Source organism: Enterococcus avium (assembly GCF_002891025.1).
Classification (GTDB): Bacteria; Bacillota; Bacilli; order Lactobacillales; family Enterococcaceae; genus Enterococcus_A; species Enterococcus_A avium.
On the sequence record NZ_NBSL01000002.1, the window covers coordinates 341505 to 365977 of the forward strand.

Annotated in this window: 20 protein-coding genes, 1 tRNA gene and 1 pseudogene; 18 read left to right on the forward strand and 4 right to left on the reverse strand. The window is 38.2% G+C overall.

Features of this window, described 5'->3' with window-relative positions; translation table 11 throughout:
• Positions 1-20: 20 nt before the first annotated feature.
• Complete coding sequence (locus AUF14_RS01760) at positions 21-974, forward strand: ABC transporter ATP-binding protein (protein WP_016180433.1); 954 nt, start codon at positions 21-23, stop codon at positions 972-974.
• A 423-nt stretch (positions 975-1397) separates the two neighbouring features.
• Here the strand turns inward: AUF14_RS01760 and AUF14_RS01765 are convergent.
• A tRNA-Lys gene (locus AUF14_RS01765) sits at positions 1398-1470 on the reverse strand.
• Between the two features lie 155 nt (positions 1471-1625).
• Between AUF14_RS01765 and AUF14_RS01770 the strand changes: the two genes are divergently transcribed.
• The 7 genes from AUF14_RS01770 to AUF14_RS01800 all read left to right on the forward strand — a co-directional run bounded on the left by AUF14_RS01770 (position 1626) and on the right by AUF14_RS01800 (position 8790).
• The gene (locus AUF14_RS01770) at positions 1626-2174 is read left to right on the forward strand and encodes a DUF1836 domain-containing protein (RefSeq protein WP_016180434.1); all 549 of its coding nucleotides are present in this window, start codon (positions 1626-1628) and stop codon (positions 2172-2174) included.
• The gene (locus tag AUF14_RS01775) at positions 2164-3021 is read left to right on the forward strand and encodes a DegV family protein (protein WP_016180435.1); all 858 of its coding nucleotides are present in this window, start codon (positions 2164-2166) and stop codon (positions 3019-3021) included. The genes AUF14_RS01770 and AUF14_RS01775 overlap by 11 nt, the downstream gene beginning before the upstream one ends.
• 218 nt (positions 3022-3239) lie before the next feature.
• A complete protein-coding gene (gene yycF, locus AUF14_RS01780) occupies positions 3240-3944 on the forward strand; it encodes a response regulator YycF (RefSeq protein WP_010740621.1) in 705 nt (234 codons plus the stop codon).
• Between the two features lie 2 nt (positions 3945-3946).
• Positions 3947-5776 carry a cell wall metabolism sensor histidine kinase WalK gene (gene walK / locus AUF14_RS01785; protein ID WP_016180436.1) on the forward strand — a complete coding sequence of 610 codons (1830 nt, stop codon included), beginning with the start codon at positions 3947-3949 and terminating at the stop codon, positions 5774-5776.
• Entirely contained in the window at positions 5773-7086 is a 1314-nt protein-coding gene (locus AUF14_RS01790) for a YycH family regulatory protein (protein ID WP_016180437.1), read from the forward strand. The genes walK and AUF14_RS01790 overlap by 4 nt, the downstream gene beginning before the upstream one ends.
• On the forward strand, positions 7087-7932 hold the full coding sequence (locus AUF14_RS01795) for a two-component system regulatory protein YycI (protein WP_016180438.1): 846 nt from the start codon (positions 7087-7089) through the stop codon (positions 7930-7932).
• A gap of 48 nt (positions 7933-7980) precedes the next feature.
• On the forward strand, positions 7981-8790 hold the full coding sequence (locus AUF14_RS01800) for an MBL fold metallo-hydrolase (RefSeq protein ID WP_016180439.1): 810 nt from the start codon (positions 7981-7983) through the stop codon (positions 8788-8790).
• Between the two features lie 34 nt (positions 8791-8824).
• On the opposite strand, the gene AUF14_RS01805 is transcribed toward AUF14_RS01800, so the two are convergent.
• Both AUF14_RS01805 and AUF14_RS01810 read right to left on the reverse strand, forming a co-directional pair.
• Entirely contained in the window at positions 8825-9445 is a 621-nt protein-coding gene (locus AUF14_RS01805) for an NAD(P)-dependent oxidoreductase (protein ID WP_016180440.1), read from the reverse strand.
• Positions 9446-9525: 80 nt separating this feature from the next.
• Positions 9526-10167: a CPBP family intramembrane glutamic endopeptidase gene (locus AUF14_RS01810; protein WP_016180441.1), complete on the reverse strand. Its 642-nt coding sequence runs from the start codon at positions 10165-10167 to the stop codon at positions 9526-9528.
• Positions 10168-10363: 196 nt separating this feature from the next.
• Here AUF14_RS01810 and groES point away from each other — a divergent pair, with 196 nt between their 5' ends.
• The 10 genes and pseudogenes from groES (at position 10364) to AUF14_RS01860 (ending at position 23052) form a co-directional block, all read left to right on the forward strand.
• Positions 10364-10648 (forward strand): co-chaperone GroES, encoded by a 285-nt coding sequence (gene groES, locus AUF14_RS01815; RefSeq protein ID WP_016180442.1) that lies wholly within the window; start codon positions 10364-10366, stop codon positions 10646-10648.
• A gap of 24 nt (positions 10649-10672) precedes the next feature.
• The gene (gene groL, locus AUF14_RS01820; protein WP_016180443.1) at positions 10673-12301 is read left to right on the forward strand and encodes a chaperonin GroEL; all 1629 of its coding nucleotides are present in this window, start codon (positions 10673-10675) and stop codon (positions 12299-12301) included.
• A gap of 289 nt (positions 12302-12590) precedes the next feature.
• Positions 12591-12950: a DUF1827 family protein gene (locus AUF14_RS01825; RefSeq protein WP_016180444.1), complete on the forward strand. Its 360-nt coding sequence runs from the start codon at positions 12591-12593 to the stop codon at positions 12948-12950.
• Between the two features lie 186 nt (positions 12951-13136).
• Entirely contained in the window at positions 13137-14609 is a 1473-nt protein-coding gene (locus AUF14_RS01830; protein WP_016180445.1) for a nicotinate phosphoribosyltransferase, read from the forward strand.
• Positions 14610-14625: 16 nt separating this feature from the next.
• A complete protein-coding gene (gene nadE, locus AUF14_RS01835) occupies positions 14626-15450 on the forward strand; it encodes an ammonia-dependent NAD(+) synthetase (RefSeq protein WP_034876377.1) in 825 nt (274 codons plus the stop codon).
• Between the two features lie 249 nt (positions 15451-15699).
• Positions 15700-17504 (forward strand): annotated as a pseudogene (locus tag AUF14_RS01840) (LTA synthase family protein).
• A 22-nt stretch (positions 17505-17526) separates the two neighbouring features.
• Entirely contained in the window at positions 17527-18306 is a 780-nt protein-coding gene (locus AUF14_RS01845; RefSeq protein WP_016180448.1) for a tRNA 2-thiocytidine(32) synthetase TtcA, read from the forward strand.
• 388 nt (positions 18307-18694) lie between these two features.
• Positions 18695-21370 (forward strand): cation-translocating P-type ATPase, encoded by a 2676-nt coding sequence (locus tag AUF14_RS01850; protein WP_016180449.1) that lies wholly within the window; start codon positions 18695-18697, stop codon positions 21368-21370.
• A 199-nt stretch (positions 21371-21569) separates the two neighbouring features.
• Positions 21570-22874: an IS91 family transposase gene (locus AUF14_RS01855; RefSeq protein ID WP_071879978.1), complete on the forward strand. Its 1305-nt coding sequence runs from the start codon at positions 21570-21572 to the stop codon at positions 22872-22874.
• Entirely contained in the window at positions 22852-23052 is a 201-nt protein-coding gene (locus AUF14_RS01860; RefSeq protein WP_040005624.1) for a hypothetical protein, read from the forward strand. The genes AUF14_RS01855 and AUF14_RS01860 overlap by 23 nt, the downstream gene beginning before the upstream one ends.
• Before the next feature lie 53 nt (positions 23053-23105).
• Here the strand turns inward: AUF14_RS01860 and AUF14_RS01865 are convergent, their stop codons facing one another.
• Positions 23106-24380: an ISL3-like element IS1476 family transposase gene (locus AUF14_RS01865; RefSeq protein ID WP_016252543.1), complete on the reverse strand. Its 1275-nt coding sequence runs from the start codon at positions 24378-24380 to the stop codon at positions 23106-23108.
• Positions 24381-24473: the final 93 nt, after the last annotated feature.

A 24473-nucleotide genomic window follows, 5' to 3' on the forward strand; every position in this document is an offset into this window, starting at 1 on the left:
ATAGAAAACGGAGGACTATGATGGAAAAACGATTATTAGAAGTAAAAAATTTAAAACAATATTTCAATACTGGCAGTAAAAACGAAGTCCGTGCCGTTAACGATGTTAGCTTCCATATTAACGAAGGAGAAACATTTGGTTTAGTAGGAGAATCCGGTAGCGGAAAGTCCACTACCGGCCGAACAATTATCCGTTTAAACCAAAAAACAGATGGAGAAATACTTTTCGATGGCAAAGATGTGACTAAAATTCACGGAAAATCTGCATTGACGGAGTTTCGTCGTGATGTGCAAATGATTTTTCAAGATCCTTATGCCTCTTTAAATCCGCGAATGAAAGTCAAAGATATTATTGCTGAAGGCATTGATGTTAATGGAATAGCTAAAACACCAAAAGAACGGGACAAACTTGTGAATGATTTGCTGGAAACAGTCGGATTGAACCCAAGTCATGGCACTCGATATCCACATGAGTTTTCCGGTGGTCAACGGCAACGGATTGGGATTGCCCGTGCATTAGCAGTTCGTCCTCGTTTTATTATTTGTGACGAACCAATCTCGGCGTTGGACGTTTCAATTCAAGCACAAGTAGTAAATTTATTACAAGATTTGCAGAAAGAACATAATCTGACCTACTTATTTATCGCTCATGATTTGTCAATGGTAAAGCATATCAGTGATCGTATCGGTGTCATGAATAATGGCCATCTGTTAGAAGTCGGAACTAGCAATGAAATTTACCATTACGGTGTGCATCCGTATACAGAAAGCTTACTGTCGGCGATTCCAATGCCTGATCCCGACCACGAGCGCCAGCGTCGCCGAATCAAGTATCAGACAGAGCCAAATGATGGAAAAGCACGTTCATTGCGAGAAATCGCACCGGGTCACTTTATCTATTCTTCTGAAGATGAAGTCGCCTATTATAAGAAGAAATTGCAGCATTTAAAAAATGAAAAAGCCATAGCAGTTTAAATAAAATAGAAAGTAAAAAAATGGAGACACATTGGATTCTTGCTAAAAACAAGATTAAATGTGCTCCATTTTTTTCTACTCATATCCAAATTTGAGAAATAACCAAAAGTTCGTTACAGCTCTTTTTAATGTATGAAATCCTTTAAGAAGCAATGTGTTTTTTTAAAAGTATCAAGCCTGAGATTATGATAGTGGGAGTTTTTAAAACATGAAATAACCATCTCTAAAAAGTTAGCTTTTGCCTAACTTTTAAAGACGGTTTAAGCTTAGAGTGATGAAACACTCTTTTGACGTTTATCTTAATGAAAAATAAATTACTATCTAAAAATTTATCCAAAAAAACAAAAAATGCCACCGCGCACATTCTTTTCGAAACGTCCGAAGACGCCAAGAATGTACCGATGACGTGGGTTTGGCACCCAATGGGCCGTGAGGGGCTCGAACCCGCGACCCGCTGATTAAGAGTCAGCTGCTCTACCAACTGAGCTAACGGCCCAAACAAAGTACTTTCATATATTAGCACTGAGAAAAAAAGAATGCAAGGATAAACTAAAAAAATTTCATTAAAAATCTCTTCAATTACCTAGTTTTAGAAACTATATTGTATAATTTCCATAATTTTGATAAAATGACACTGAAAGGGGTGTAAAAATGGAAGAGACTAAGCTCAGATCCTGGGCAGAAGGACTAAAGGAATTACGATTGCCTCGTTGGGAAGAGCTACCCGAATTAGAATTATATATGGATCAAGTGATTACTCTAGTTGATCGGTATTTATCGCCGCTGATTGAAGATGAAAAACATCAACTTTTATCTAGTGCGATGGTCAACAATTACGTTAAGCATAAATTAGTACCACCACCAGTAAAAAAGAGATACAATCGGAATCATTTGGCATATCTGATCGCGATTACCTTATTAAAACAAGTTTTTGCAATCCCAGATATTAACGAGTTGATTCGTATGCAACTGGCAATTAACGAACCGATGGATGCTTACAATAGTTTTTGTGAGGTACAAGAAGAAGCATTGAGGCAAGTTTCTAAAATCGTTTTAGGTGAGGACGTTCATTTGACTCGCAGGAGCGATGACTTTTATTATTTAGCGATGGAAAGCGCTGTTGCTTCATTCACACAAAAAATGTTAGCTGAAAAAATCATTCAATTGGATCAGCAGAAAGAAGGCGAAAATGATGAATGAAAAAATTGCGATCCTAGTTGACTCTGGGACGGATGTTCCAAGAAAAGTTATAGATAATGGTCCTTTTTTTATGGTACCATTACGGATCATTTTTAGTGATCGAGAATACCGCGATGGGATTGATATCAGTTCTGATACTATTTTTCCATTGATCAAAAAAGAACTACCGACGACTTCTTTGCCCGATGGTGAATTGATTCATCAAGTATTTGATGATATCAAAGCACAAGGGTTCACACATGTAATCATCGTAACGATTTCCAGTGGCTTGAGTGGAACGTACAATGCTTTGCGTGTGCTGGGCGAACATTATGAAGGCTTAGTCTTTCAATCAATTGATACGAAAAATGTTGGGATTGGTGCGGGGATTTTAGCAATCTATGCTGGTGACTTGGTTAAGGAAGGAAAATCTTTTACAGAGATTATCACAGAAGTTGAGAGCAAAATTCCGAAAACGAAAATTTTTTTCAATGTTGATACATTGGAATACTTGCAAAAAGGCGGAAGAATTGGCTTAGTTTCTTCTTTATTGGGCAGTGCCTTGAAATTGAAGCCGATCATTTCATGTAATTCAGATGGCATTTACTATACTGTTGCAAAAGTAAGAGGGTTGAATAAGAGTATCGACAAAACACTTCAATTGGTGAAAGAGCACATTGGAAATCATAAACGGTTCAATTTAGCAGTCACACAAGCTGATGCATTGGAAACAGCAGAAAAAATTAAGCAACGATTACAAGAACTATTTCCTACAGCTGAGAATATTTATTTCGGTAAAGTCTCACCAGCATTGTCAGTCCATACAGGTCCTGGTTCGCTGGGTGTGGTATGCCAAGTATTGGACTAATATAAAGGCGTAAGTCTCTATTGGAGATTCTGGAATAAAAGATGGGCGTGTGCTCATCTTTTTTATTATGGCTTCAATAAATGAATATTTTATCTAGTTTTTCTTAAGTAATAGTTGTAAAAGATTCGTCGTCTGTTTGAAAAGATGAAACAGCTCTGAAATTATTGTATAATGGTATGGCGTACATACAATCTTACAAAGGTATGAGGTGACTCTTAGTGAAAAAAATTCTAGTAGTTGACGATGAAAAGCCGATTTCGGACATCGTGAAATTCAATTTAACCAAAGAAGGCTATGAAGTCTTTACCGCTTACGATGGTGAAGAAGCCTTGGAAAAAGTCGAAGAGGTCAATCCAGATTTGATTTTATTAGATTTGATGTTACCTAAAAAGGACGGTTTGGAAGTGGCTCGTGAAGTGCGCAAGACCCATGAAATGCCGATCATTATGGTTACGGCAAAGGATTCTGAAATCGACAAGGTTTTAGGGTTAGAATTAGGAGCAGACGATTATGTAACTAAACCGTTTTCTAATCGTGAATTAGTGGCTCGTGTAAAAGCAAATTTACGTCGGGGCGGACAAGCGCCAAAAGAAGAAGAGCAAACAACACAAAGTGATTTGACTATAGGTGATTTAACGATTCATCCAGATGCTTACATGGTAACTAAGCACGGAGATACGATTGAATTAACTCATCGTGAGTTTGAATTGCTGCATTACTTAGCAAAACATATTGGTCAAGTGATGACTCGGGAGCATTTATTGCAAACTGTTTGGGGTTACGATTACTTCGGGGATGTACGTACCGTGGATGTGACTGTGCGTCGTTTGCGAGAAAAAATCGAGGATAATCCAAGCCATCCAACCTATTTAGTAACAAGACGTGGCGTAGGTTATTATTTACGCAACCCTGAACAGGAGTAAGTATGGAAAAGAAAGTCCGTTTTTATCGATCAGTCAACTTTAAGATCGCCTTTTCATTTATTTTAATCTTACTGATATCCATCGAGATTATCGGAGCGTACTTTATTCGAGGGCTTGAAAAATCAACGATTGAGAATTTTACCAAAGAAATGAATCAACGAGTAGCATTGTTGAGTACAACACTTGGTTCAACGATGGCAGAGGATAGCGAGAACGAAGCTGATCAGCTGCAACGTCTCTTAGAAAACAACTCCGCTGCTGATATTAAGGAAATGTGGGTTGTAGATGATAAAGGAATCGTTCTAGCAACCAATGACGTAGGCCAAAAAGATTCTATCGTTGGGAAACGAAACGAATATAGTGATATTGATGACTTTTCAATGAAACAATACGTCACTTTGGATGACAATAATAAACGGGTATATATCAATGTTCAACCAATTCAGTCCCCGACCGGCGATTCGGCTGTGATCGGGGCTCTTTATGTTAAGAGCGATATCGAACAGAAATACTCGGAAATCGGTAATACTGCATTGATTTTCTTCACTGCTTCTTTGATTGCAGGGTTAATTTCAATCGTTGTGGCATTATTGGTGGCGCGTTCCATTACAAAGCCGATCAAGGAAATGCAAAAACAAGCAGTACGGATCGCACAAGGTGATTATTCAGAAAAGGTTGATGTTCAAGGACATGATGAACTAAGTCAATTAGCGGAAACCTTCAATAAACTATCTGATCGAATTGAAGATGCTCAAGATACGATGGAAGCAGAGCGAAATCGTTTAGACAGTGTTTTGACTCATATGACAGATGGGGTTATTGCTACGGATCGCCGTGGAAAAGTTATCACTATCAATGAGATGGCTCTGTCCTTGTTGAACACGACGAGTGAACAAGCCATCGGTCAATCAATTTTGACTTTGTTGGATTTAGAGGAAGAGTACACATTACGGAAATTATTAGAGACACCAGAAGAGATATTAATTGACCGTTCAAAATCTGACTCTGAGGAAGATCGCATGACGTTACGATCAGATTTTGCTATGATTCGTCGTGAATCTGGCTTTATCAGCGGTTTAGTTGTTGTCATCCATGATGTCACTGAACAAGAAAAAACGGCGGAAGAGCGACGTCAGTTTGTTTCGAATGTTTCTCATGAATTACGTACGCCTCTAACTAGTGTTCGCAGCTATTTAGAAGCATTAGAAGAAGGCGCATGGGAGGATAAGAGCGTAGCACCAGAATTTATCCATGTGACTTTGGGTGAAACTGACCGTATGATTCGTATGATCAATGATCTATTAAATCTTTCTCGGATGGATTCTGGAGCACAGCAGATGGATCTTGAGTTGGTTAACTTCAATGAACTGGTGGATTATATTTTGGATCGCTTCGACATGATGGTCAACAACCAAGAGAAAAACTATCGAATTGTCCGTGAATTTACAGAGCGGGATTTGTGGGTTGAAATCGACACAGATAAGATCATGCAGGTAATCGACAATATCATGAATAATGCGATCAAGTATTCACCAGACGGCGGAAAAATCGAAGTTCATTTAATGGAGACGCACAACAATGTTGTTTTGAGCATTTCTGATGAAGGCTTGGGAATTCCTAAGAAAGATTTAGAAAAAGTATTTGAGCGTTTCTATCGTGTAGATAAGGCAAGAGCCCGTCAACAAGGGGGCACAGGGCTAGGTTTAGCTATCTCTAAAGAAGTTATGAAAGCCCACCAAGGTCAAATTTGGGTCGAAAGTGTTGAAGGGAAAGGCTCCACCTTCTACATTTCTTTACCTTATGAACCTTATGAGGAGGATATTTGGGAATGAAATTATCAGAAAAAATCATCCGCATCGCGCTTTTTATTCTGATCTTGCTCAGTCTCGTCTTGACTTATGCCATTTGGCTTAGTCCCACCTCAAAAACTGCCGATATCAATACAAGTAAGCAAGCAGTGAAAAATGATCAGAATTACGCAAAGGCAACAGATGCTTTTTTACCGATCCGTGGTATTTGGGATGTGAGCGAAGGTAAATTTCAAACAAGTAGCGAGAATTTATTAGCTACGACCCAAGCACGTTTAACAGAAAGTACCTATGGACAACTTCAAGAGGTCGCACAGGGTGAAGAAGAGATAAAGAATTACTACAGCTTAAATGATGGAATTGAGTTGAATTACGAAGGCGGCTTCTCTTTGACTGAATACGTAAAGGTTTTTGATATGCCGATTAATTTGAATTCAGTGAAGGAGTCAGAAAAGCTGACGTTTTCAAAAATACAAGTAGATTTTTCTAAGAAAAAAATTCGCTTTTTAAATTACAGCAAAGACACAGTATATGAAGCGACGATTTCAGCAGATTTCACTGGTTTAGAAACGATTTATCAAAAAAATCAAGAGAAATATTTGCCAATGTTGGCTGAAAATCCTTTAGTTCCCCGTCTTTTGCGCACAAAAGATCGAGTTCGTTTAAAGAAATATAGTTATATTTTAACTACCCAATCTTATTCTCTATTTCGTAACGCGTTCTTTCAAAACCCTGATCAAGCTAGAGGCGAGGAAGAAGAAAGTGGTATGCGTTCTTTTGTTAGTGGACATGAAGAACTAGTGATGGACGAACAAAAACGTTTGGTTACATTCAATGGTGAACTACCAAGTGATTTATCTAAAGAAAGCATATATAGTCAGAGCTTCAATTATGTTAGCCGTCTAGGAACTGCTGTGGGTAATCTGCGCTACTTTGATCATCATGAAGGACAGATTAATTTTCGGATCTTTGTTGAAGGCTATCCGATATTTAGCCCATCATCAAAAGGAAAAATGAGTGTGAAAATCGAAGATTCGACTACTGCATCGACACCGCAAATTAAAATTGAAACGAGTATGGATACTGTACAGGTACCAATTCCTTCAGATGAAGAAGTAGAACTACCCAGTACCTTAGAAGTTGAAAATAGTCTGGCCGCAGTTGGCTTTGATCTTGATAAAGTTCAAAGTTTTATTATCGGCTACACATGGCAAGATATTGATGGTGTGAATAAGTTGGTTGCTTTGACTCCGGAATGGTTTGTTAAATATGACAATAATTGGTATTCTGCTAATCAGCTGATGCAAGGAAACTTTGAAACGGAGGCGAGTTAATTGGATTTTAGAAAAATCGAATGGATCTTTTTTCTCGTCTTTGTTGGATTGAACATCTTTCTTTTCAGTATTTATTGGAACAATCAGCATGAGCAAAGTCTTGTTACAAGTTCAAATCAGCGGGAGGACATTTTACAACGTTTGGATAACGATGAAATCAAGATCAAGGAAGACGTATCTGATGAGCACCGTGAAGGATATTATCTAAGTGCAGAGCAAGATAATTTTGAAACATTATTAGGTGCTTCAGGGAATCAAACGATTGCGAGAAATTCAAATATCACAGACAGAGTATTAACGAGTTATCCAGGTGGAGAGAAAAAATTTGATTTAAAAAAAGCTACTAGCAGTTTTAATCGTCTCATGAAGGATGCGGATTTCATTATGGATGGACAAGAGTATACTTACTTGCCAGATATTTCTAAGAAAGACGATGAGTTAAGTAAAATTGTCGGAGCTCAATCCTATGAAGGAATTCCATTTGTGGATGAGACCTCCCGTGTGACACTGGACATCGAAAAAAACAATGATCAAGAACAAATCATCAAGTATACTCAGACTCGTCTAAAAGAAATTGAACCCTTACGTGAAAAAATGACACTTTATTCTGAAAAAGAGATTTTAAATACGCTGTATATCAATAACAGTATTCCAAGCGATTCGACGATTACCAATATTTATTTGGGGTATTTTAGAACACTTGAGGTGCGGGAAAAAAATGTCTATGTTCCAGTGTGGTTTGTTAAAATAAGCACTCCAGACAAGACAACGCAGATTGAAAAAGTAAATGCGTTAAATAATCAGGTGATTACGAATAATTTAGTTCCAAAGGTGGAAAATCCATAAAAAGGGTTGTATACTGAGGACAGTTTTAAAAAAGGGGACCAATTGCTCATGTTAGAAATGAATAATGCCTTCAATATCAGCATCTTAGCCAGCGGCAGTACTGGAAATTCTTTATACTTAGAAAGTCCGCGAAAAAGAATCTTGGTCGATGCTGGCTTAAGTGGAAAAAAAATCACTTCGCTATTGGCAGAGGTCGATCGAAAACCTGAGGATTTAGATGCGATTTTAGTTACTCATGAACACCGCGACCATATTCATGGCGTTGGAGTTTTAGCGAGAAAATATAAATTACCTGTTTATGCCAACGAAAAAACTTGGGAAGCGATGGCTCCTTTGATCGGAAAAGTTGATGTGGAACAGAAACATATCTTTGAGATGGGAAAAGTATTGACTTTGGGTGATTTAGACATCGAAAGTTTTGGCGTTTCACATGATGCTGCTGCTCCGCAGTTTTATCGTTTCTATAAGGATGGCCATTCTTTCGTGATGCTGACGGATACTGGTTATGCTAGTGAGCATGTGAGAGGAACGATTCGAGATGCTGACGCATATTTAGTTGAGAGCAATCATGATTTGGAAATGTTGCGGATGGGAGCCTACCCATGGAGCTTAAAGCAACGTATTTTGGGTGATCGCGGACATTTGTCTAATGATGATGGAGCATTAGTTATGACCGACATTTTAGGCGACCGGACAAAGAGAATCTATTTAGGACATTTAAGTAAAGAGAATAATATGAAGGAATTGGCGCATATGACGATGGAAGAAACACTTACGCGTTATGATCTTGGTGTGAATCACCAGTTCCAAATTTTTGATACCGATCCAGATAGTGCAACCGAATTATATGCGATCTAAAAAGGCAAGCTTGCTTTTGCAGGCTTGCCTTTTTCTAACTGTAAACACTAAAATGCTGATTTAAGTGTCTCGGTTCAATGACTTCATCGATCATTGCAATGGCATAGTCTGCCATACTGATCTCACTTTTACCAGCGGCATTTTTGCGTAAGTGATCATCACTAACTTGATAATGGCCCGTACGTAACCCGTCTGGGATAAAGTTTGCCGCTGGACTTAGGTAGGTCCAATTTAATTGTTGCGCGGCTTTCAAGTCTAAAAACGCTTGGTACATATTGTAGGCAGTTGGATAATAATTGGCGTTTGGATCAGAAAGTTCAATCATTCTATGCTTATCGTCAATAAACAGCGAAGAAGCTCCGCCAACTACAATCAAACGTGTATCAGTTCCTCGTAAAATAGTGATGAGATGTTTTAGGGATGTTTGGTGCAGTTGTTCTTTTCCGACTGGTGGACGAAACGCGTTGATTACAACATCAAAAAATTCCATCTCATTTTTAGTAAGTTCAAATAAATCCTTCACTAAAATTGGTACCTCTACCTCTAATTTTTCTGGATGGCGTACGATTGCGGTTACAGCTAAATTACGATTCAACGCTTCTGCTAAAATCAGTGAACCGGCATGACCGGTAGCACCGATAATTGCTACTTTCATACAAAAACCTCCTTAGGCTACATTGTATCTTTAGTCTAAGGAGGTTTTTATAAAATAGCAAAAGATTCGATTGGTATCACTTACGACTGCAATGCCAATTGTGTCAATATAACTAACAGATTCATACCTACATGAGTGATCATAGAAGTCCAGATACGACCGCTATAACGATACATACCGCAAAACAAGCAACCTAGACCTGCATATAAAAGATAGTGGCCATCATTATGAGCAAAAGCGAATAGGGCAGAGCTTAGTAGTGCAGGTAAGAAAAAACCAAATCTTTTTTCTAATGAGCCGAAAATCGCACGGCGAAATACAAATTCTTCCATGATTGGTCCAGCAATAGTGGTTGCTAAGATGAAAATCATATTGTTCATAATCAGTTGGACAATGTTTTGAGTATTTTGTGAAGCCACTGATTGCCCAAGAAAACGCTGCTCGATTTGCAAAATAAGCATTTGTAGAATTAGGGATGCTGGGATTCCAACGATTCCAATTACAATAGTGATCAAAAGATTTTTTTGTCGCGTTTCTAAGCCAAACGTTTTTGATTTGATACGATAAAAAATCATTAGGATAGCACCTAGAAAATAGGTTAGAGTCGTTAACTGAATAATCAATGATGGTCCGGCTTTTAGAAGACTCTGAAAAAGAACTGGTGAAAAAAGCACTAATCCATAAGTGAAGATTGTAATAAAACTATATTTTTTTTCAGTCATTAGTATTCCTTTCTAAACATTTATCGTTCCCAAGTATACCATATATCATTAAAAACTTAGTGTAGAAAAAATCAAAAAAGCAGACGAAGGACTTGCAAAAAGAAACAAAAATGGTATTATAAGAATTGTGAGTTAGCACTCGATAACCAAGAGTGCTAACAACTTAGAAAATCATTACTAGTTGGAGGGATTTATTGTGTTAAAACCATTAGGTGATCGTGTCATTCTTGAAGTTACTCAAGAAGAAGAAAAAACAGTTGGAGGCCTAGTCTTAGCTTCAGCGGCCAAAGAAAAACCGCAAACAGCTAAAGTTGTAGCTGTCGGTGAAGGCAATGTGCTGGAAAACGGTCAAAAAAGTCCAATGCCAGTAGCTGTTGGTGATATGGTAATGTTTGAAAAATACGCAGGTACAGAAGTGAAATATGAAGGCAACGAATACTTAATCATCGCTGCAAAAGATATTATGGCAATTGTAGAATAAAAAAAATAATGAGGTGAAAGAATCATGGCAAAAGATATTAAATTTTCTGAAGATGCTCGCGCAGCAATGCTACGTGGTGTAGACAAATTAGCAGATACAGTCAAAGTTACATTAGGACCAAAAGGACGCAATGTTGTTTTAGAAAAATCTTATGGTTCTCCGTTGATCACAAATGACGGTGTAACAATCGCAAAAGACATCGAGTTAGATGATCATTTCGAAAATATGGGTGCAAAATTAGTTTCAGAAGTTGCTTCAAAAACAAATGATATCGCTGGTGATGGTACAACGACAGCTACCGTTCTTACACAAGCAATCGTTCGTGAAGGCTTGAAGAACGTAACTGCTGGAGCAAACCCAATGGGTATCCGCCGCGGAATCGAATTAGCTACAAAAGCAGCAGTTGAGGAATTGCATAGCATTTCTAAAGTTGTTGATTCGAAAGATGCTATTGCACAAGTTGCGGCTGTTTCTTCTGGCAGTGAAGAAGTCGGTAAGTTAATTGCTGAAGCAATGGAAAAAGTTGGTAACGATGGAGTTATCACAATAGAAGAATCTAAAGGGATCGATACTGAACTAGACGTAGTTGAAGGAATGCAATTTGATCGTGGTTACCTATCACAATACATGGTTACTGATAACGATAAAATGGAAGCTGCTTTAGAAAACCCATATATCTTGATCACAGATAAGAAAATCTCGAATATTCAAGATATTTTGCCATTGTTAGAACAAGTATTGCAACAATCTCGTTCACTATTGATTATCGCTGATGACGTGGATGGCGAAGCATTACCAACATTGGTATTGAATAAAATTCGTGGAACATTTAATGTGGTAGCAGTGAAAGCTCCTGGTTTTGGTGATCGTCGTAAAGCTATGCTTGAAGATATCGCAATCTTAACTGGCGCTACTGTAATTACAGAAGATCTTGGATTAGACCTTAAGGAAGCAACAATTGAAAACTTAGGTACTGCTGGTAAAGTTGTTGTAGACAAAGATAATACTACAATCGTTGAAGGTTCTGGCGATAAAGCTGCATTGAATGATCGTGTTGAAATGATCAAACGCCAAATTGGTGAAACAACTTCTGATTTTGATCGTGAAAAACTTCAAGAACGCTTGGCAAAACTTGCTGGCGGTGTTGCAGTCGTTAAAGTTGGTGCGGCTACAGAAACAGAATTAAAAGAACTAAAACTTCGTATTGAAGATGCCTTAAACTCAACACGTGCTGCTGTTGAAGAAGGAATCGTATCTGGTGGTGGAACTGCCTTAGTTAATGTTATTAAAAAAGTATCTGAATTAGAGGCTGAAGGCGATGCTGCAACTGGTATAAAAATTGTAGTACGCGCACTAGAAGAACCAGTTCGTCAAATTGCTGAAAATGCTGGCTTTGAAGGTTCAGTTGTAATCGATAAATTGAAAAATGCTGATCAAGGAACTGGTTTCAATGCAGCATCAGGTGAATATGTCAATATGATCGATGCTGGGATTGTTGACCCAACAAAAGTTACTCGTTCAGCCTTGCAAAATGCTGCATCAGTATCTGCGTTGCTATTAACAACTGAAGCAGTTGTTGCTGACAAACCTGTTGAAGGTGGAGCTGCTGCTGCACCAGCAATGGACCCATCAATGATGGGCGGTATGATGTAATTAGTTCATCATAAGACGTAAAGTCATCGGAAAATTTCCGGTGGCTTTTTTTCTAAATGGACTGATGAATTCTATAATTTTTTAGAATTCTATATCTTTAAAAAAACAAATTAAGCAGAATATATTTTTTGATTGCAAGTGATTATAAGGCGATTTTATCAATCTATTTCTTTTTTATAAGATTTTTTTTATTCATTAAAAAACGTTTGCTTCATATGGTAAAATATCATTATAAAGAAAACATATCAGTCTTATAGAATAAAAATATGTAGGGATAGGAGAATGTTGAATGAAATTAATCGAAACACCGTTGAATAGTAATGTTAACTTAGAAACACTGTATCCTAATCTAACCAAATATTTTTTTGATAAACGCCCAGCTGTAAAGCTGCTTAAATTATTTGCATATGATCGGACGAAGATCATTTACGCTGACCGCTTTGATACAATTGATTTATTGTTGCTGAATCGTAAGCGCAAAATCAGTCATCAAGAAGTAGATACAATTATTCATCGATTGTTAAAAGTGGATCGTGAAGATGTTACCGTAGATGTTGGCTACAAAAAACAAATTATCGAAGCGGGTCTTAGACCTAAAGAATCCTATAAAGATATCATTGCGGTGGAGTATAAAATTCCAAAAGAATAATCTTGAATCGAGAAAGGCTTAAGGCCTTTTTCTTTTTTTCCTTTTCCAACCAGCAATAAATAGATATAGAGTAGTCATTTTAAATAGATTTTTTTATGTTGAAGAGCTAACACTGTTGCCTCGGAATTCTTGTGCTATAATAAGTGAAATAGTTTATTTTACTAAAAACAAATGAGGAGCATGACTATGAAAAAGTTGTACGAAGATGACAGTTTGACACTTCATACGGACCTTTATCAGATCAATATGATGAAAACTTACTGGGAGACAGGACGAGCAGATCTTCATTCCGTATTCGAGTGCTATTTTCGCAGTATGCCATTTGATAATGGTTATGTCATCTTTGCCGGTCTTGAACGACTTGTAAAGTATTTGGAAGAATTAACTTTCAGTGAAAGCGATTTGGCCTATTTATCAGAGGTAGAACATTATCCGGCCGATTTTATTGATTATTTGCGTGACTTTAAGTTTACTTGCACTGTTCGTTCTGCAGTGGAAGGTGAATTGGTCTTCAGCAATGAACCGATTATTCAGGTGGAAGGGCCATTACTCCAATGTCAATTGGTTGAAACGGCGCTTTTGAACATTGTGAATTTCCAAACGCTGATTGCTACGAAAGCTGCTCGAATCAAATCAGTAATTGGTGACGATCCCTTATTAGAGTTTGGTACACGCCGAGCTCAGGAATTAGACGCTGCACTTTGGGGCACCCGGGCTGCCTATATTGGTGGAGCCGATGCTACAAGTAATGTACGAGCAGGAAAGATTTTTGGAATTCCTGATAGCGGTACCCATGCCCATTCATTGATCCAATCCTATGGCAATGATTACGATGGTTTTAGAGCTTATGCTGAGACTCATCGAGACTGTGTTTTTTTAGTAGATACCTATGATACGATCAAATCAGGTGTACCAAGTGCAATCAAAGTTGCTCGAGAAATGGGTGATAAAATCAATTTCTTGGGTGTACGGATTGATAGCGGTGATATGGCTTATATTTCCAAACGAGTCCGCCAACAATTAGATGAAGCGGGTTTCCCTGACGCGAAGATCTATGCATCTAACGATCTAGATGAAAGTACAATTTTGAACTTAAAGATGCAACATGCGAAGATCGATGTTTGGGGAGTTGGTACAAAACTAATTACGGCTTATGATCAGCCAGCGCTTGGGGCCGTTTTCAAGTTGGTTTCAATCGAAAATGAGCAAGGGGAGATGGTGGATACCATTAAACTCTCTAGTAATGCAGAGAAAGTTACGACTCCCGGTAAAAAACAAGTTTGGCGGATTACACGTAAAACTGACGGCAAATCAGAAGGCGATTATGTCACACTATGGGATGAGGATCCACGAGAAGAGAAAGAAATTTATATGTTCCATCCAGTTTATCCATATATCAATAAAACGGTGAAAAATTTTGAGGCTCGTCCAGTCTTAAGAGACATCTATATAGATGGCAAGCTTATTTATGATTTGCCGGATTTAGAAGAAGTTAAGCAGACTGCTAAAGCCAGCTTAGATTCACTGTGGGAAGAATACAAACGTGATCTAAATCCACAAAAATATCCAGTTGATCTTTCTACGAAGTGTTGGAACCATAAAAACAAAATTATGGACCAAGTGCGTAGATCTGTGGTAAAAACAGAGCAAGAAGATTAAAGGAGTGAAGCTTATGATGAAGCTGCAAGAAGAAATCATTAAGGAATTAGGGACGAAACCTACCATTGATCCCAAAGAAGAAATTCGTAAAAGTATTGAGTTTTTAAAGGATTATCTAAGGAAATATCCGTTTCTAAAGACATTTGTTTTAGGAATCAGTGGAGGGCAAGATTCATCCTTGGCTGGTCGGCTTGCTCAGCTTACGATGGAAGAGATGCGGCAAGAGACAGGTGATGATACGTATAAATTTATCGCTGTACGATTGCCTTATGGTTCTCAGGCTGATGAAGCGGATGCTAAGCGAGCATTAGATTTTATCAATCCAGATGTTAGCTTAAGCGTGAACATCAAGGAAGCTGTCGACGCGGAGGTTGCCGCATTAGAAGAAGCTGGTGTTGCAATCAGTGATTTTAACAAAGGAAATATTAAAGCACGTCAACGAATGATCACTCAATATGGAATTGCTGGCGGCAATCAAGGAGCTGTTATCGGAACAGATCATGCGGCTGAAAATATCACAGGTTTCTTTACTAAATTTGGCGATGGCGGCGCGGATATTTTACCACTGTTCCGCTTAAATAAACGTCAAGGTAAAATGCTGTTGAAAGAATTAGGAGCGGAAGAAGCTTTGTATTTGAAGGTTCCGACGGCTGATTTAGAAGATGGGAAGCCATTAATCTCTGATGAGGTAGCATTAGGAGTAACCTATGATGATATTGATGACTACTTAGAAGGTAAGTCAATTGACGAAAAGGCGCAAGCAACGATTGAAAATTGGTGGAATAAAACGCAGCACAAACGCCATTTACCAATCACGATCTTCGATGATTTTTGGAAATAGTAAATTTAATCGTAGTCTAGCGGAGCTTCAACTCTGCTAGACTTTTTTGTTTTATCCAACGATTTTAGTGTAAACTTATCGTTCTTTACTTTCTTCTAATTTCTCGCTAAACTATTTAAGATGCCTTGCCAATTCAAAAGCTTATATAGACTGGCTGAAAGATATGTGCGAAGGGCATTGGAAGGATATTTCGTATTTTAAAGATAAAAGGATTAATACGATTTAGAAATCCATAGATAGGAGAGACACATGCTCAAACTTCGAAAGATTCCTTGGCAACAGCTGTTAAAAATTATTGGTGTGATAGGATTAATTGTTAGTTCAAATCTTTTTTTTCAACTAACACAAAATGAGTTTTCCTTTGAATTAATGTTCAAATTTGCTTTTTCTTGGCACACTGAAAAATTCCTTTTAGGGTGCTTTGTACTGCTTATTTTTTATGGGTGGGTCAGCAGTCTTTTAGGCTCACTGAAATCGGGTAGTGTATTTTATCTTTTAACGGTGATTGGTGTAGGAATTGCGAATTATTTGAAGATGAACTATCGGATGGAGCCGATCTATCCAAATGATTTGAAAATGATTACTGAATTCGGAATGATCTACGACATGATTGGTCTTCCATTATTTCTTCTGTTTTTACTGATGTTGGCGTTAGGAATTATTTTAGTTCTCTTTAGTTTGAAGAAAAGCTGGAAGTTAGAGAAAAAACAACAACGGCTGCGTTTTATATTTTTCGTTTTAACTAGCAGTTTGTTGCTGTATATCGGTGGATTCAACCAGCAAGGGAATCTATTGCGCAAGGCTTATAATAAAACGGCTTTATGGATTCCCTACAGTCAAAAAATGAATTATTACAACACTGGGTTTATGGGTGGCTTTTTGTATAATTTACCGGTGGAGGCGATGGAAAAGCCAGCGGATTATTCTCAAGTGAACGTAGAAAGAATTACTAAGAAATATCAAAAAAAAGCAAAAACAACTTCAGAGGAAAAACCGAATATTATTTATGTTATGAGTGAGAGTTTTTCTGATCCAAGTCGTTTGAATGGCTTAGAAATTTTAGGTGGGGATCCACTGCAAGATTATCGTACAATCGCCGATCAAACCTATAGTGGTCAGATGCTATCGCAAAATTATGGCGGTGGGACGGCGAATATCGAATTTGAAGCCTTGACGGGTTTTTCCATGGAGCTATTCAATGCACAGATGACTACGCCTTATACAATGCTGATGTCGGATTTTGATTCATTTCCTTCGTTGGTCGGAACATTGAAGGAACGCGGGTACGAAACGACGGCAATCCATCCTTACAATACTTCAATGTACAAGAGAAAAGATGTCTATGAAACATTTGGGTTTGATCAATTCTTGGACGAAAAAAAATGAAGCATACGGATAAACTTGAAAATAATCCGTATATTTCAGATGCAGCAGCCTATCAAGAAATCTTTGATCAATTAGATAAAAATAAAAAGCCGCAATTTTTGCATTTAGTGACAATGCAAACGCATATGCCGTACGAAAATAAATACTCGAACATTCCTTACTTAGTCAAAGGGGATGATAGCTTATCTGTTCGGGCATATTTGCAGGATATTGCATACAGTAGTCAAGCGTTGAAGGATTTTCTGAAAAAATTAGACGATCTACCGGAACGAACCTTGGTTGTTTTTTGGGGGGATCATTTGCCAGGAATTTATTCAGACGATATTCAAAAGAAAAACCAAGGGCACTTACTACATGAAACAGAATTTTTGATGTATGACAATCGCCATAAACTCAATAGACAGCAAGTTACAACAAGTCCCTTTTATTTTGCAGCAGATCTTTTCCAACAGGGCAGACTTCAAATGACTGGATTTCAAAATTTATTAGTGACTTTGCAAAAAGAGTTTCCTGCCTTTGAAAAAGGAATGTACTACCAAAGTGGACAATGGTTTAAAGAAGCTCGTTTCAATCAAAAGCAAGAGAAAATTTATCAGGAATACCAAATGATTCAATACGACATTACAGCTGGTCATCAGTATAGCTTGAAAGAAAATTTTTTTGAATAAACACGAGATTAAAGGAGTAAATATGGGGTTTAAAAAGAAAGACAATCAGAATTATTACAATCCACTGCGTCGGGCAATTTTAACTCATCAAATGATTGAGCCTGGTGATAAAGTGGCGATTGGAATGAGTGGCGGAAAGGACAGCACGACATTGCTCTATTTATTAGATCGGATTCGACGTCAACGGCGTTTAGGTTTTGACTTTGAAATTGTACCGATTACTCTTGATATGGGATTTGAAGGCTGTGACATTACTCCGATGAAAAAATTTGTTGAAAACTTAGGCTATCAATTAGAGGTAGTTCCGACAAATATCGCGAAAGTCGTTTTTGATGTACGTGAAGAAAAGTCGCCCTGTTCTTTATGCGCAAAGCTTCGCCGTGGAATCTTATATAATCGCGCAAGTGAGTTGGGGTGCCAAAAAGTCGCTCTAGGTCACCACGTAGATGATGCGATTGAAACCTACTTTATGAATTTTTTGTTTCACGGACGTTTAAACAGTTTTGAACCAAAAAGCTATTTATCAAAAACGAAGGTGACATTAGTACGCCCAATGATCTATTTAGAGGAGAAACAAATTATCCGACTTGTGAAACGTGAAGAACTCCCTGTAATTTTTAATCCTTGCCCTGTGGATAAAAAAACAAAAAGGGAAGAAATCAAGAACTTGGTGACGCAGCTTGCTAAAAACTATCCAGATATCCGAGAAAAGTTTATAATGGGCATGGAACAAGGAACAGCTGAAGATTTTTGGACAAAAGTCTCTGCTGGAAACTCTTACAATTCATTAATTGAAAAGTAGTAATTGTATTCCAGCCTTTTCTCATGCTATAATTCATTTTGTATTCATGAGGGAGTAACTAGCAGCGCAAGCTGTGGCAACGCCACCAGCAAGAAAAGCAATTTTCTGGTGTTGTCTTAAATAGTGAGACTTATGTATGTGTCTTTCGCATACACAAGTCTATTTTTTTATTCCTAAAAGGAACATCATTTTAAGGATGTCAGTTCAACTTTGCCAGTTTTTCTATACGCTTTGTCAGTTCAACTTCCTGTTTTAGCAGAATAGTAGAATGATATGTCTTCGAAGGTCCAGATAAGTTCTTTTAAGAATTTATCACCATAATTTAAGAGCAGACTAGCGTAATTGGAAGAATGGTATACGACATTCGAAACGAATAAGGAGGATAATAATGTCAGAGGAGAAAAAACAACAACTGCTAAAGCCTTTTTATACTGAGGAAACAGAACAGGTCTTAGCAGAAGTTCAAACGACGGAAGAAGGATTAACAACCGCTGAAGCAGAAAAACGCTTAAGTGAGTTCGGTTTGAACGAATTAGAAGAGGGCGAAAAGAAAAGTATGTTCGCTCGTTTTATCGAACAATTCAAAGATTTAATGATCATTGTCTTATTGTTCGCGGCAATTATATCTGCGGTCGTCTCTCATGAAGTAGTGGATTCGATCATTATCTTAGCTGTTGTTATCATTAATGCTGTGATGGGTGTGGTACAAGAATCAAAGGCCGAAGAAGCAATCGAAGCTTTGCGGGAAATGTCTACACCAAATGCGAATGTTTTACGTGATGGTCATATCAGTTCAGTAAAATCAACGGATCTTGTGCCTGGTGATATCGTGATGCTGGAAGCCGGAGATGTCGTTCCTGCAGACTTGCGTTTGATTGAAGTTGCTTCATTGAAAATTGAAGAAGCAGCACTGACGGGTGAATCCGTACCGGTAGAAAAAGAACTGATTGTGATTGAAGACGGAGAAGTTGGTATTGGCGATCGTGTCAATATGGCCTATTCAAATAGTAATGTGACCTATGGTCGAGGTAAAGGTGTCGTTGTTAACACAGGAATGAATACAGAAGTTGGTAAAATTGCTGGTATGTTAGCACAAGCAGATGAGACAGAAACGCCACTTAAAACGAATTTGAACCAATTGAGTAAATTCTTGACCTTTGCAATTATTATTATCGCTATCGTGATGTTCTTTGTTGGGATTTTCTTCAACGATACATCTTGGGTTGATATGCTGTTGACTTCGATCTCGTTGGCGGTTGCAGCAATTCCAGAAGGGCTACCAGCGATTGTAACAATTATCTTGGCTCTTGGAACGCAAGTAATGGCAAAACGAAATTCTGTAATTCGTAAACTGCCAGCCGTTGAAACATTGGGTTCAACTGATATTATTGCTTCAGACAAAACTGGGACATTAACCTTGAATCAGATGACGGTTGAAAAATTATACGTAGACAATCAACAATATGATGCAAATGGTGAAGTACCAGTAGATAGTATGGCGATGAAAGTCATGAACTATGCGAATGACACGAAGTTTACCCAAGAAGGTGGCTTAATTGGAGATCCAACCGAGACAGCTTTGGTACAATTTGGGCTAAATAATGCTTTTGATGTTCGTGAAAAAGTAGCTGAAGAACCACGTGTCGGCGAATTGCCTTTCGATTCTGATCGTAAATTAATGAGTACGTTACACGAAGAAGGAACCGGTAAAATTCTGGTTGCTGTCAAAGGTGCTCCCGATGTGCTACTTGGTCGTACGTCGCAAATCCTATTGAATGGTCAAGTTGTACCAATGACTGACAAAGAGAAACAAGATATTTTAGCTAATAATAAAGACATGGCACAACAAGCGTTACGTGTTCTAGGCATGGCTTATAAATATGTCGATGTTGTTCCGGTTGAATTAGAATCTGAAGTAGTGGAAAATGATTTAATTTTTGCTGGTTTAGTCGGTATGATTGACCCAGAACGTGCTGAAGCAGCTGAAGCTGTACGAGTTGCGAAAGAAGCTGGCGTTCGTCCAATCATGATTACAGGCGATCACAAAGATACCGCCGAAGCAATCGCTGCTCGTTTAGGAATCATCGAAAAAGGTGATGATGCATCTGTTCTAACTGGTGCGCAATTAAACGAAATGTCTGATGAAGAATTTGCTCAGAAAGTTGAACATTATTCTGTCTATGCTCGAGTTTCTCCAGAACATAAAGTTCGGATCGTGAAGGCTTGGCAAAAAGAAGGTAAAGTAGTCGCTATGACTGGGGATGGTGTAAATGATGCGCCAGCCTTGAAGCAAGCGGATATTGGTATTGGTATGGGAATCACGGGTACAGAGGTTTCTAAAGGCGCTTCTGATATGGTTCTTGCTGATGATAACTTCGCGACGATCGTTGTTGCAGTTGAAGAAGGTCGTAAAGTCTTCTCAAACATTCAAAAAGCAGTTCAATATTTGTTAGCAGCCAACTTGGGTGAAGTATTGACCTTATTTATTGCAACTTTACTTGGTTGGGATACCTTATTACCTATTCATTTATTGTGGATTAACTTAGTTACGGATACCTTCCCAGCGATTGCATTAGGGATGGAACCTGCTGAAAAAGATTTGATGAAGCATAATCCTCGTGGGCGTAGTTCAAACCTGTTTTCTGGGGGCGTTTTATCAAGTATTATCTATCAAGGGATATTAGAAGCAGGTACGGTACTATTTGTTTACTGGTCCGCAATTCAGTGGCCAGTTCATACAACGTATGCAGAAATCCATTCTGATGCTTTGACAATGGCATTTGCAACATTAGGCTTGATGCAGCTATTCCATGCCTTCAACGTAAAATCTGTTCATCAGTCATTGTTCCAGGTCGGACCATTCCGCAACAAGAGCTTTAACTGGGCAATCTTGTTATCCTTTGTTTTAATGATGATCATTATTGTTGTACCAGGTTTGAATGATATTTTCCGGGTAGCACATCTTGATCTTTATCAATGGGGGATTGTAATTGGGGCATCCTTTGCGATTATTCCAATTGTTGAAATTGTTAAAGCCTTCCAACGAAGTGCACAAAAAAAATAGTTTAAATAAAAACGGCTCTTCGTCAAATCGTGTTGGTGAAGACAAATTTGAATAAAACTTAGTCCGATATGCGGCGCGTTCTGTGCGCCGCATATTTTTTTAACATTAAAGGAAGTATAACATTTTAAGCGGTCAAAGGATTGATACATCAATCTTTTGACCGCTTTTCATCTGGTCTTTTTCCTATTAAACTGGAGATATGAAACCCAATATTTTACACGCCATTTTCTTTGATGAATATCAAAACTGGGAGAAATTCAATCAAAGGTACACAAGAAGGATTCGATCCGTTGTGAAAAGAGAAGTGAAGAAGTTTCGCGATTGTGGTGACCTTAAAAAAGGTTATCGTCTATTTGTCTGTGAAGGATGCCATGATGTAAAGAAAGTGGCTTTTCGTTGTAAAGGGAAATTTTGTCCAACTTGTGCAACTGGGGAAAGTCAACGGTGGGCAGAGGTTGCGGCGAATGATCTGTTTACAGTGACGCATCGACACGTCATCTTCACGATCGATGAAGGTTTACGTGAGATTTTTCTGAAGGAGAAGTATCGTAAGGAGCTTTTAAAAGGATTAATGGATGAAGCTGCACGGATACTATTAGATTTTTTTAGAAAGCACCATATACAAGCTGGGGTTGTGGCAACACTCCACACCTTCGGTTCTCAGCTAGAATACAATCCGCATGTTCATTTAGTCGTCACCATGGGTGGACTGACGAAGGATGGAAAATGGAAGGACTATGACTATTTTCCGTTCGCAATGTTGAGGAAATATTGGCAGAATGCGGTCCTAAAGCTCATTCGAAGAACCTTATCCCAATGGGATAAGGCACGAGTCCAGCCGCTTTTACAAGCGGCGTACACGAAAAATGCAGAGGGTTTTTACGTGCATGCACCCAAAAGGAGCCGAACTTCTCTCAAAAAGATATTAGAATATATCAGTCGTTATATGAAACGTGGTCCCATTGCTTTAAATCGTATCCTTTTGTACGATGGGAAAATAGTGATGTTTCAGTATCATGATAAACGAACTAACACGGATAAGATAAAGACGATGTCGGCAGAGGAATTTATTGGTGCACTGATTCGTCATATTCCAGAGAACCAGTTCAAAACAATTCGTAGATACGGCATTTATAGTCGGCGGATCAAGACAATCATGAAAAAAGTATTAAGTAATTACCAGAAAGAGATTCAACGAATGCTTGTGAATGTGAAGAAAGCACTTAAACCAAAATCATGGTGTGAACGAATAGCCGAAGAATTCGGAGTAAATCCATTGGAATGTACTAGATGTGGCGAATATTATGAATTTAGTGGAGTTAGTGTGTCTAAAAATGGACGACTTGTAGTGAAATATGCGAAGAATAAAGAATCGGAACGATTCATGCGAGAGGAGAATAAAAAAATTGGGGAAGAAGCATCGAAACGTAAGTATGAAAAAGAAAAAGAAGCAGCTTTTAAAAAACTTCGATTCCAATGGAGTGGTTCATTACATTTGTCTTGAATGTGGGATAAAGGAAAAAATTCCAAAGGAAGTAGTTCAATTTTTGGATGCAGGAGATGTTGCATTTGATCCTGAGAACGCTCCGCAATTTGATTGCGAAAAATGTGGTGGAGAGATGTATCCAGAATACTATAAGAACGTACTTGGATACGAATTTAGAATCAGTGATCGACAATAAAATGATTTATCTAAACAAAAAGTCCTCAGGAGCGGTTTTCTCCTGAGGTTTTCTTAGTTTTCAAAGATCAGACCTTGTTGTAAATAGATCCGTGCCCGAAAGTTATAAAAGTTGCGATAACCAAACGCAATTCGTTTAATCAGCTTGATCTTGTTATTCAGCCCCTCCGTGACACCGTTTGAGTGGGACACTTTAAAGGCATTTGAAATGCCCGATTGGTAGCGATGGAAGATCGTGAATTTCTTTTTAAACGACTGAGGTAACGTAGATGAAATTGTTTTAAGGGTTTCTTGAAAGCCTTCCGTATCTCGTTTAACGAAATAATAGCGTAATAATTGACAAAAATGATACGCTGTTCGCAATTCTTCGTTGTAGCTTAACAGTTCATCGACGATTTCTGTTTGACTAATTGGTCGTTTAAACAGTCGATGATAATGCCGTTTGAGTGGCTCCAATGTCGTGGAATCTTTGAGTAAGAGTTTCCAATATCGCTTGAGCCGACGGTACTTCTTCTGATTTTCAGAGTGTGAGGTTCGAAAACGATTCATGATCTGGACACGTAATTGATTGAAACTGCGATTGATGTGTTGGACAATATGAAAGCGGTCAGTTACGATCTCCGCATTTGGAAAGACCGTTTTAAGCAACTGACAATAGCTGGCATTCATGTCCATCACTAGGTACTTGACCTTTAAACGGGCCTTTCTAGGAAAGCGCAGGAAGTATTGAGTTAGTTTGTAAAGTCTGCGATCTTCAAGGATCGTAAATAGCTGATTGGTTGTCCCATCAACACAAATAAAACTCATGGAACCAGAAACAGACTTCATTGATTTGAACTCATCCATACACAACACCGTCGGAAGGAAGTTCATACGTGGCTGGTAATGCTTCGTTGCTTCACGCAAGATCCGTGTCACCGTCCCATCCGAGACGAAGTACTTCTTAGCGATTAGTTTACGTGATTGATTTTCGTACAGTTCCATGAGAATCGCCTGCTTCAGTTCCTTTGTTAGTTGATGATGTTCATCAACTAAGTCCGTTTTCGCAGAAAAGGTCCGTCCACAATCATGGCAGAGAAAACGGGTACGTTTTAATTCTAAAATAGTTAACTTTTCTTTGACTTTCAACATCTGAGTGCGTGTCGTATAGGAACCGTTGCGGATAATACGAACCGATCGACAGTGTTCACAACAGGAAGGAGAGTCATCCAATTTTCCTTTAATAAACTGCGCTTGAACGCCTTTATATTCTTTTTCAATCAGCCATTCTTCATCAAAAAATAAATGTTTATCTGTTAATCCGAGTAATTTTCTAGTATGATTATCCATTGAGAGACTCCTTTGGTAGGGTGACGTTTTGGTCGACTAAATTTTACCAAAAGTGAGTCTCTTTTTGAGTTGAAACGAAGAAAAAAGTGTTAG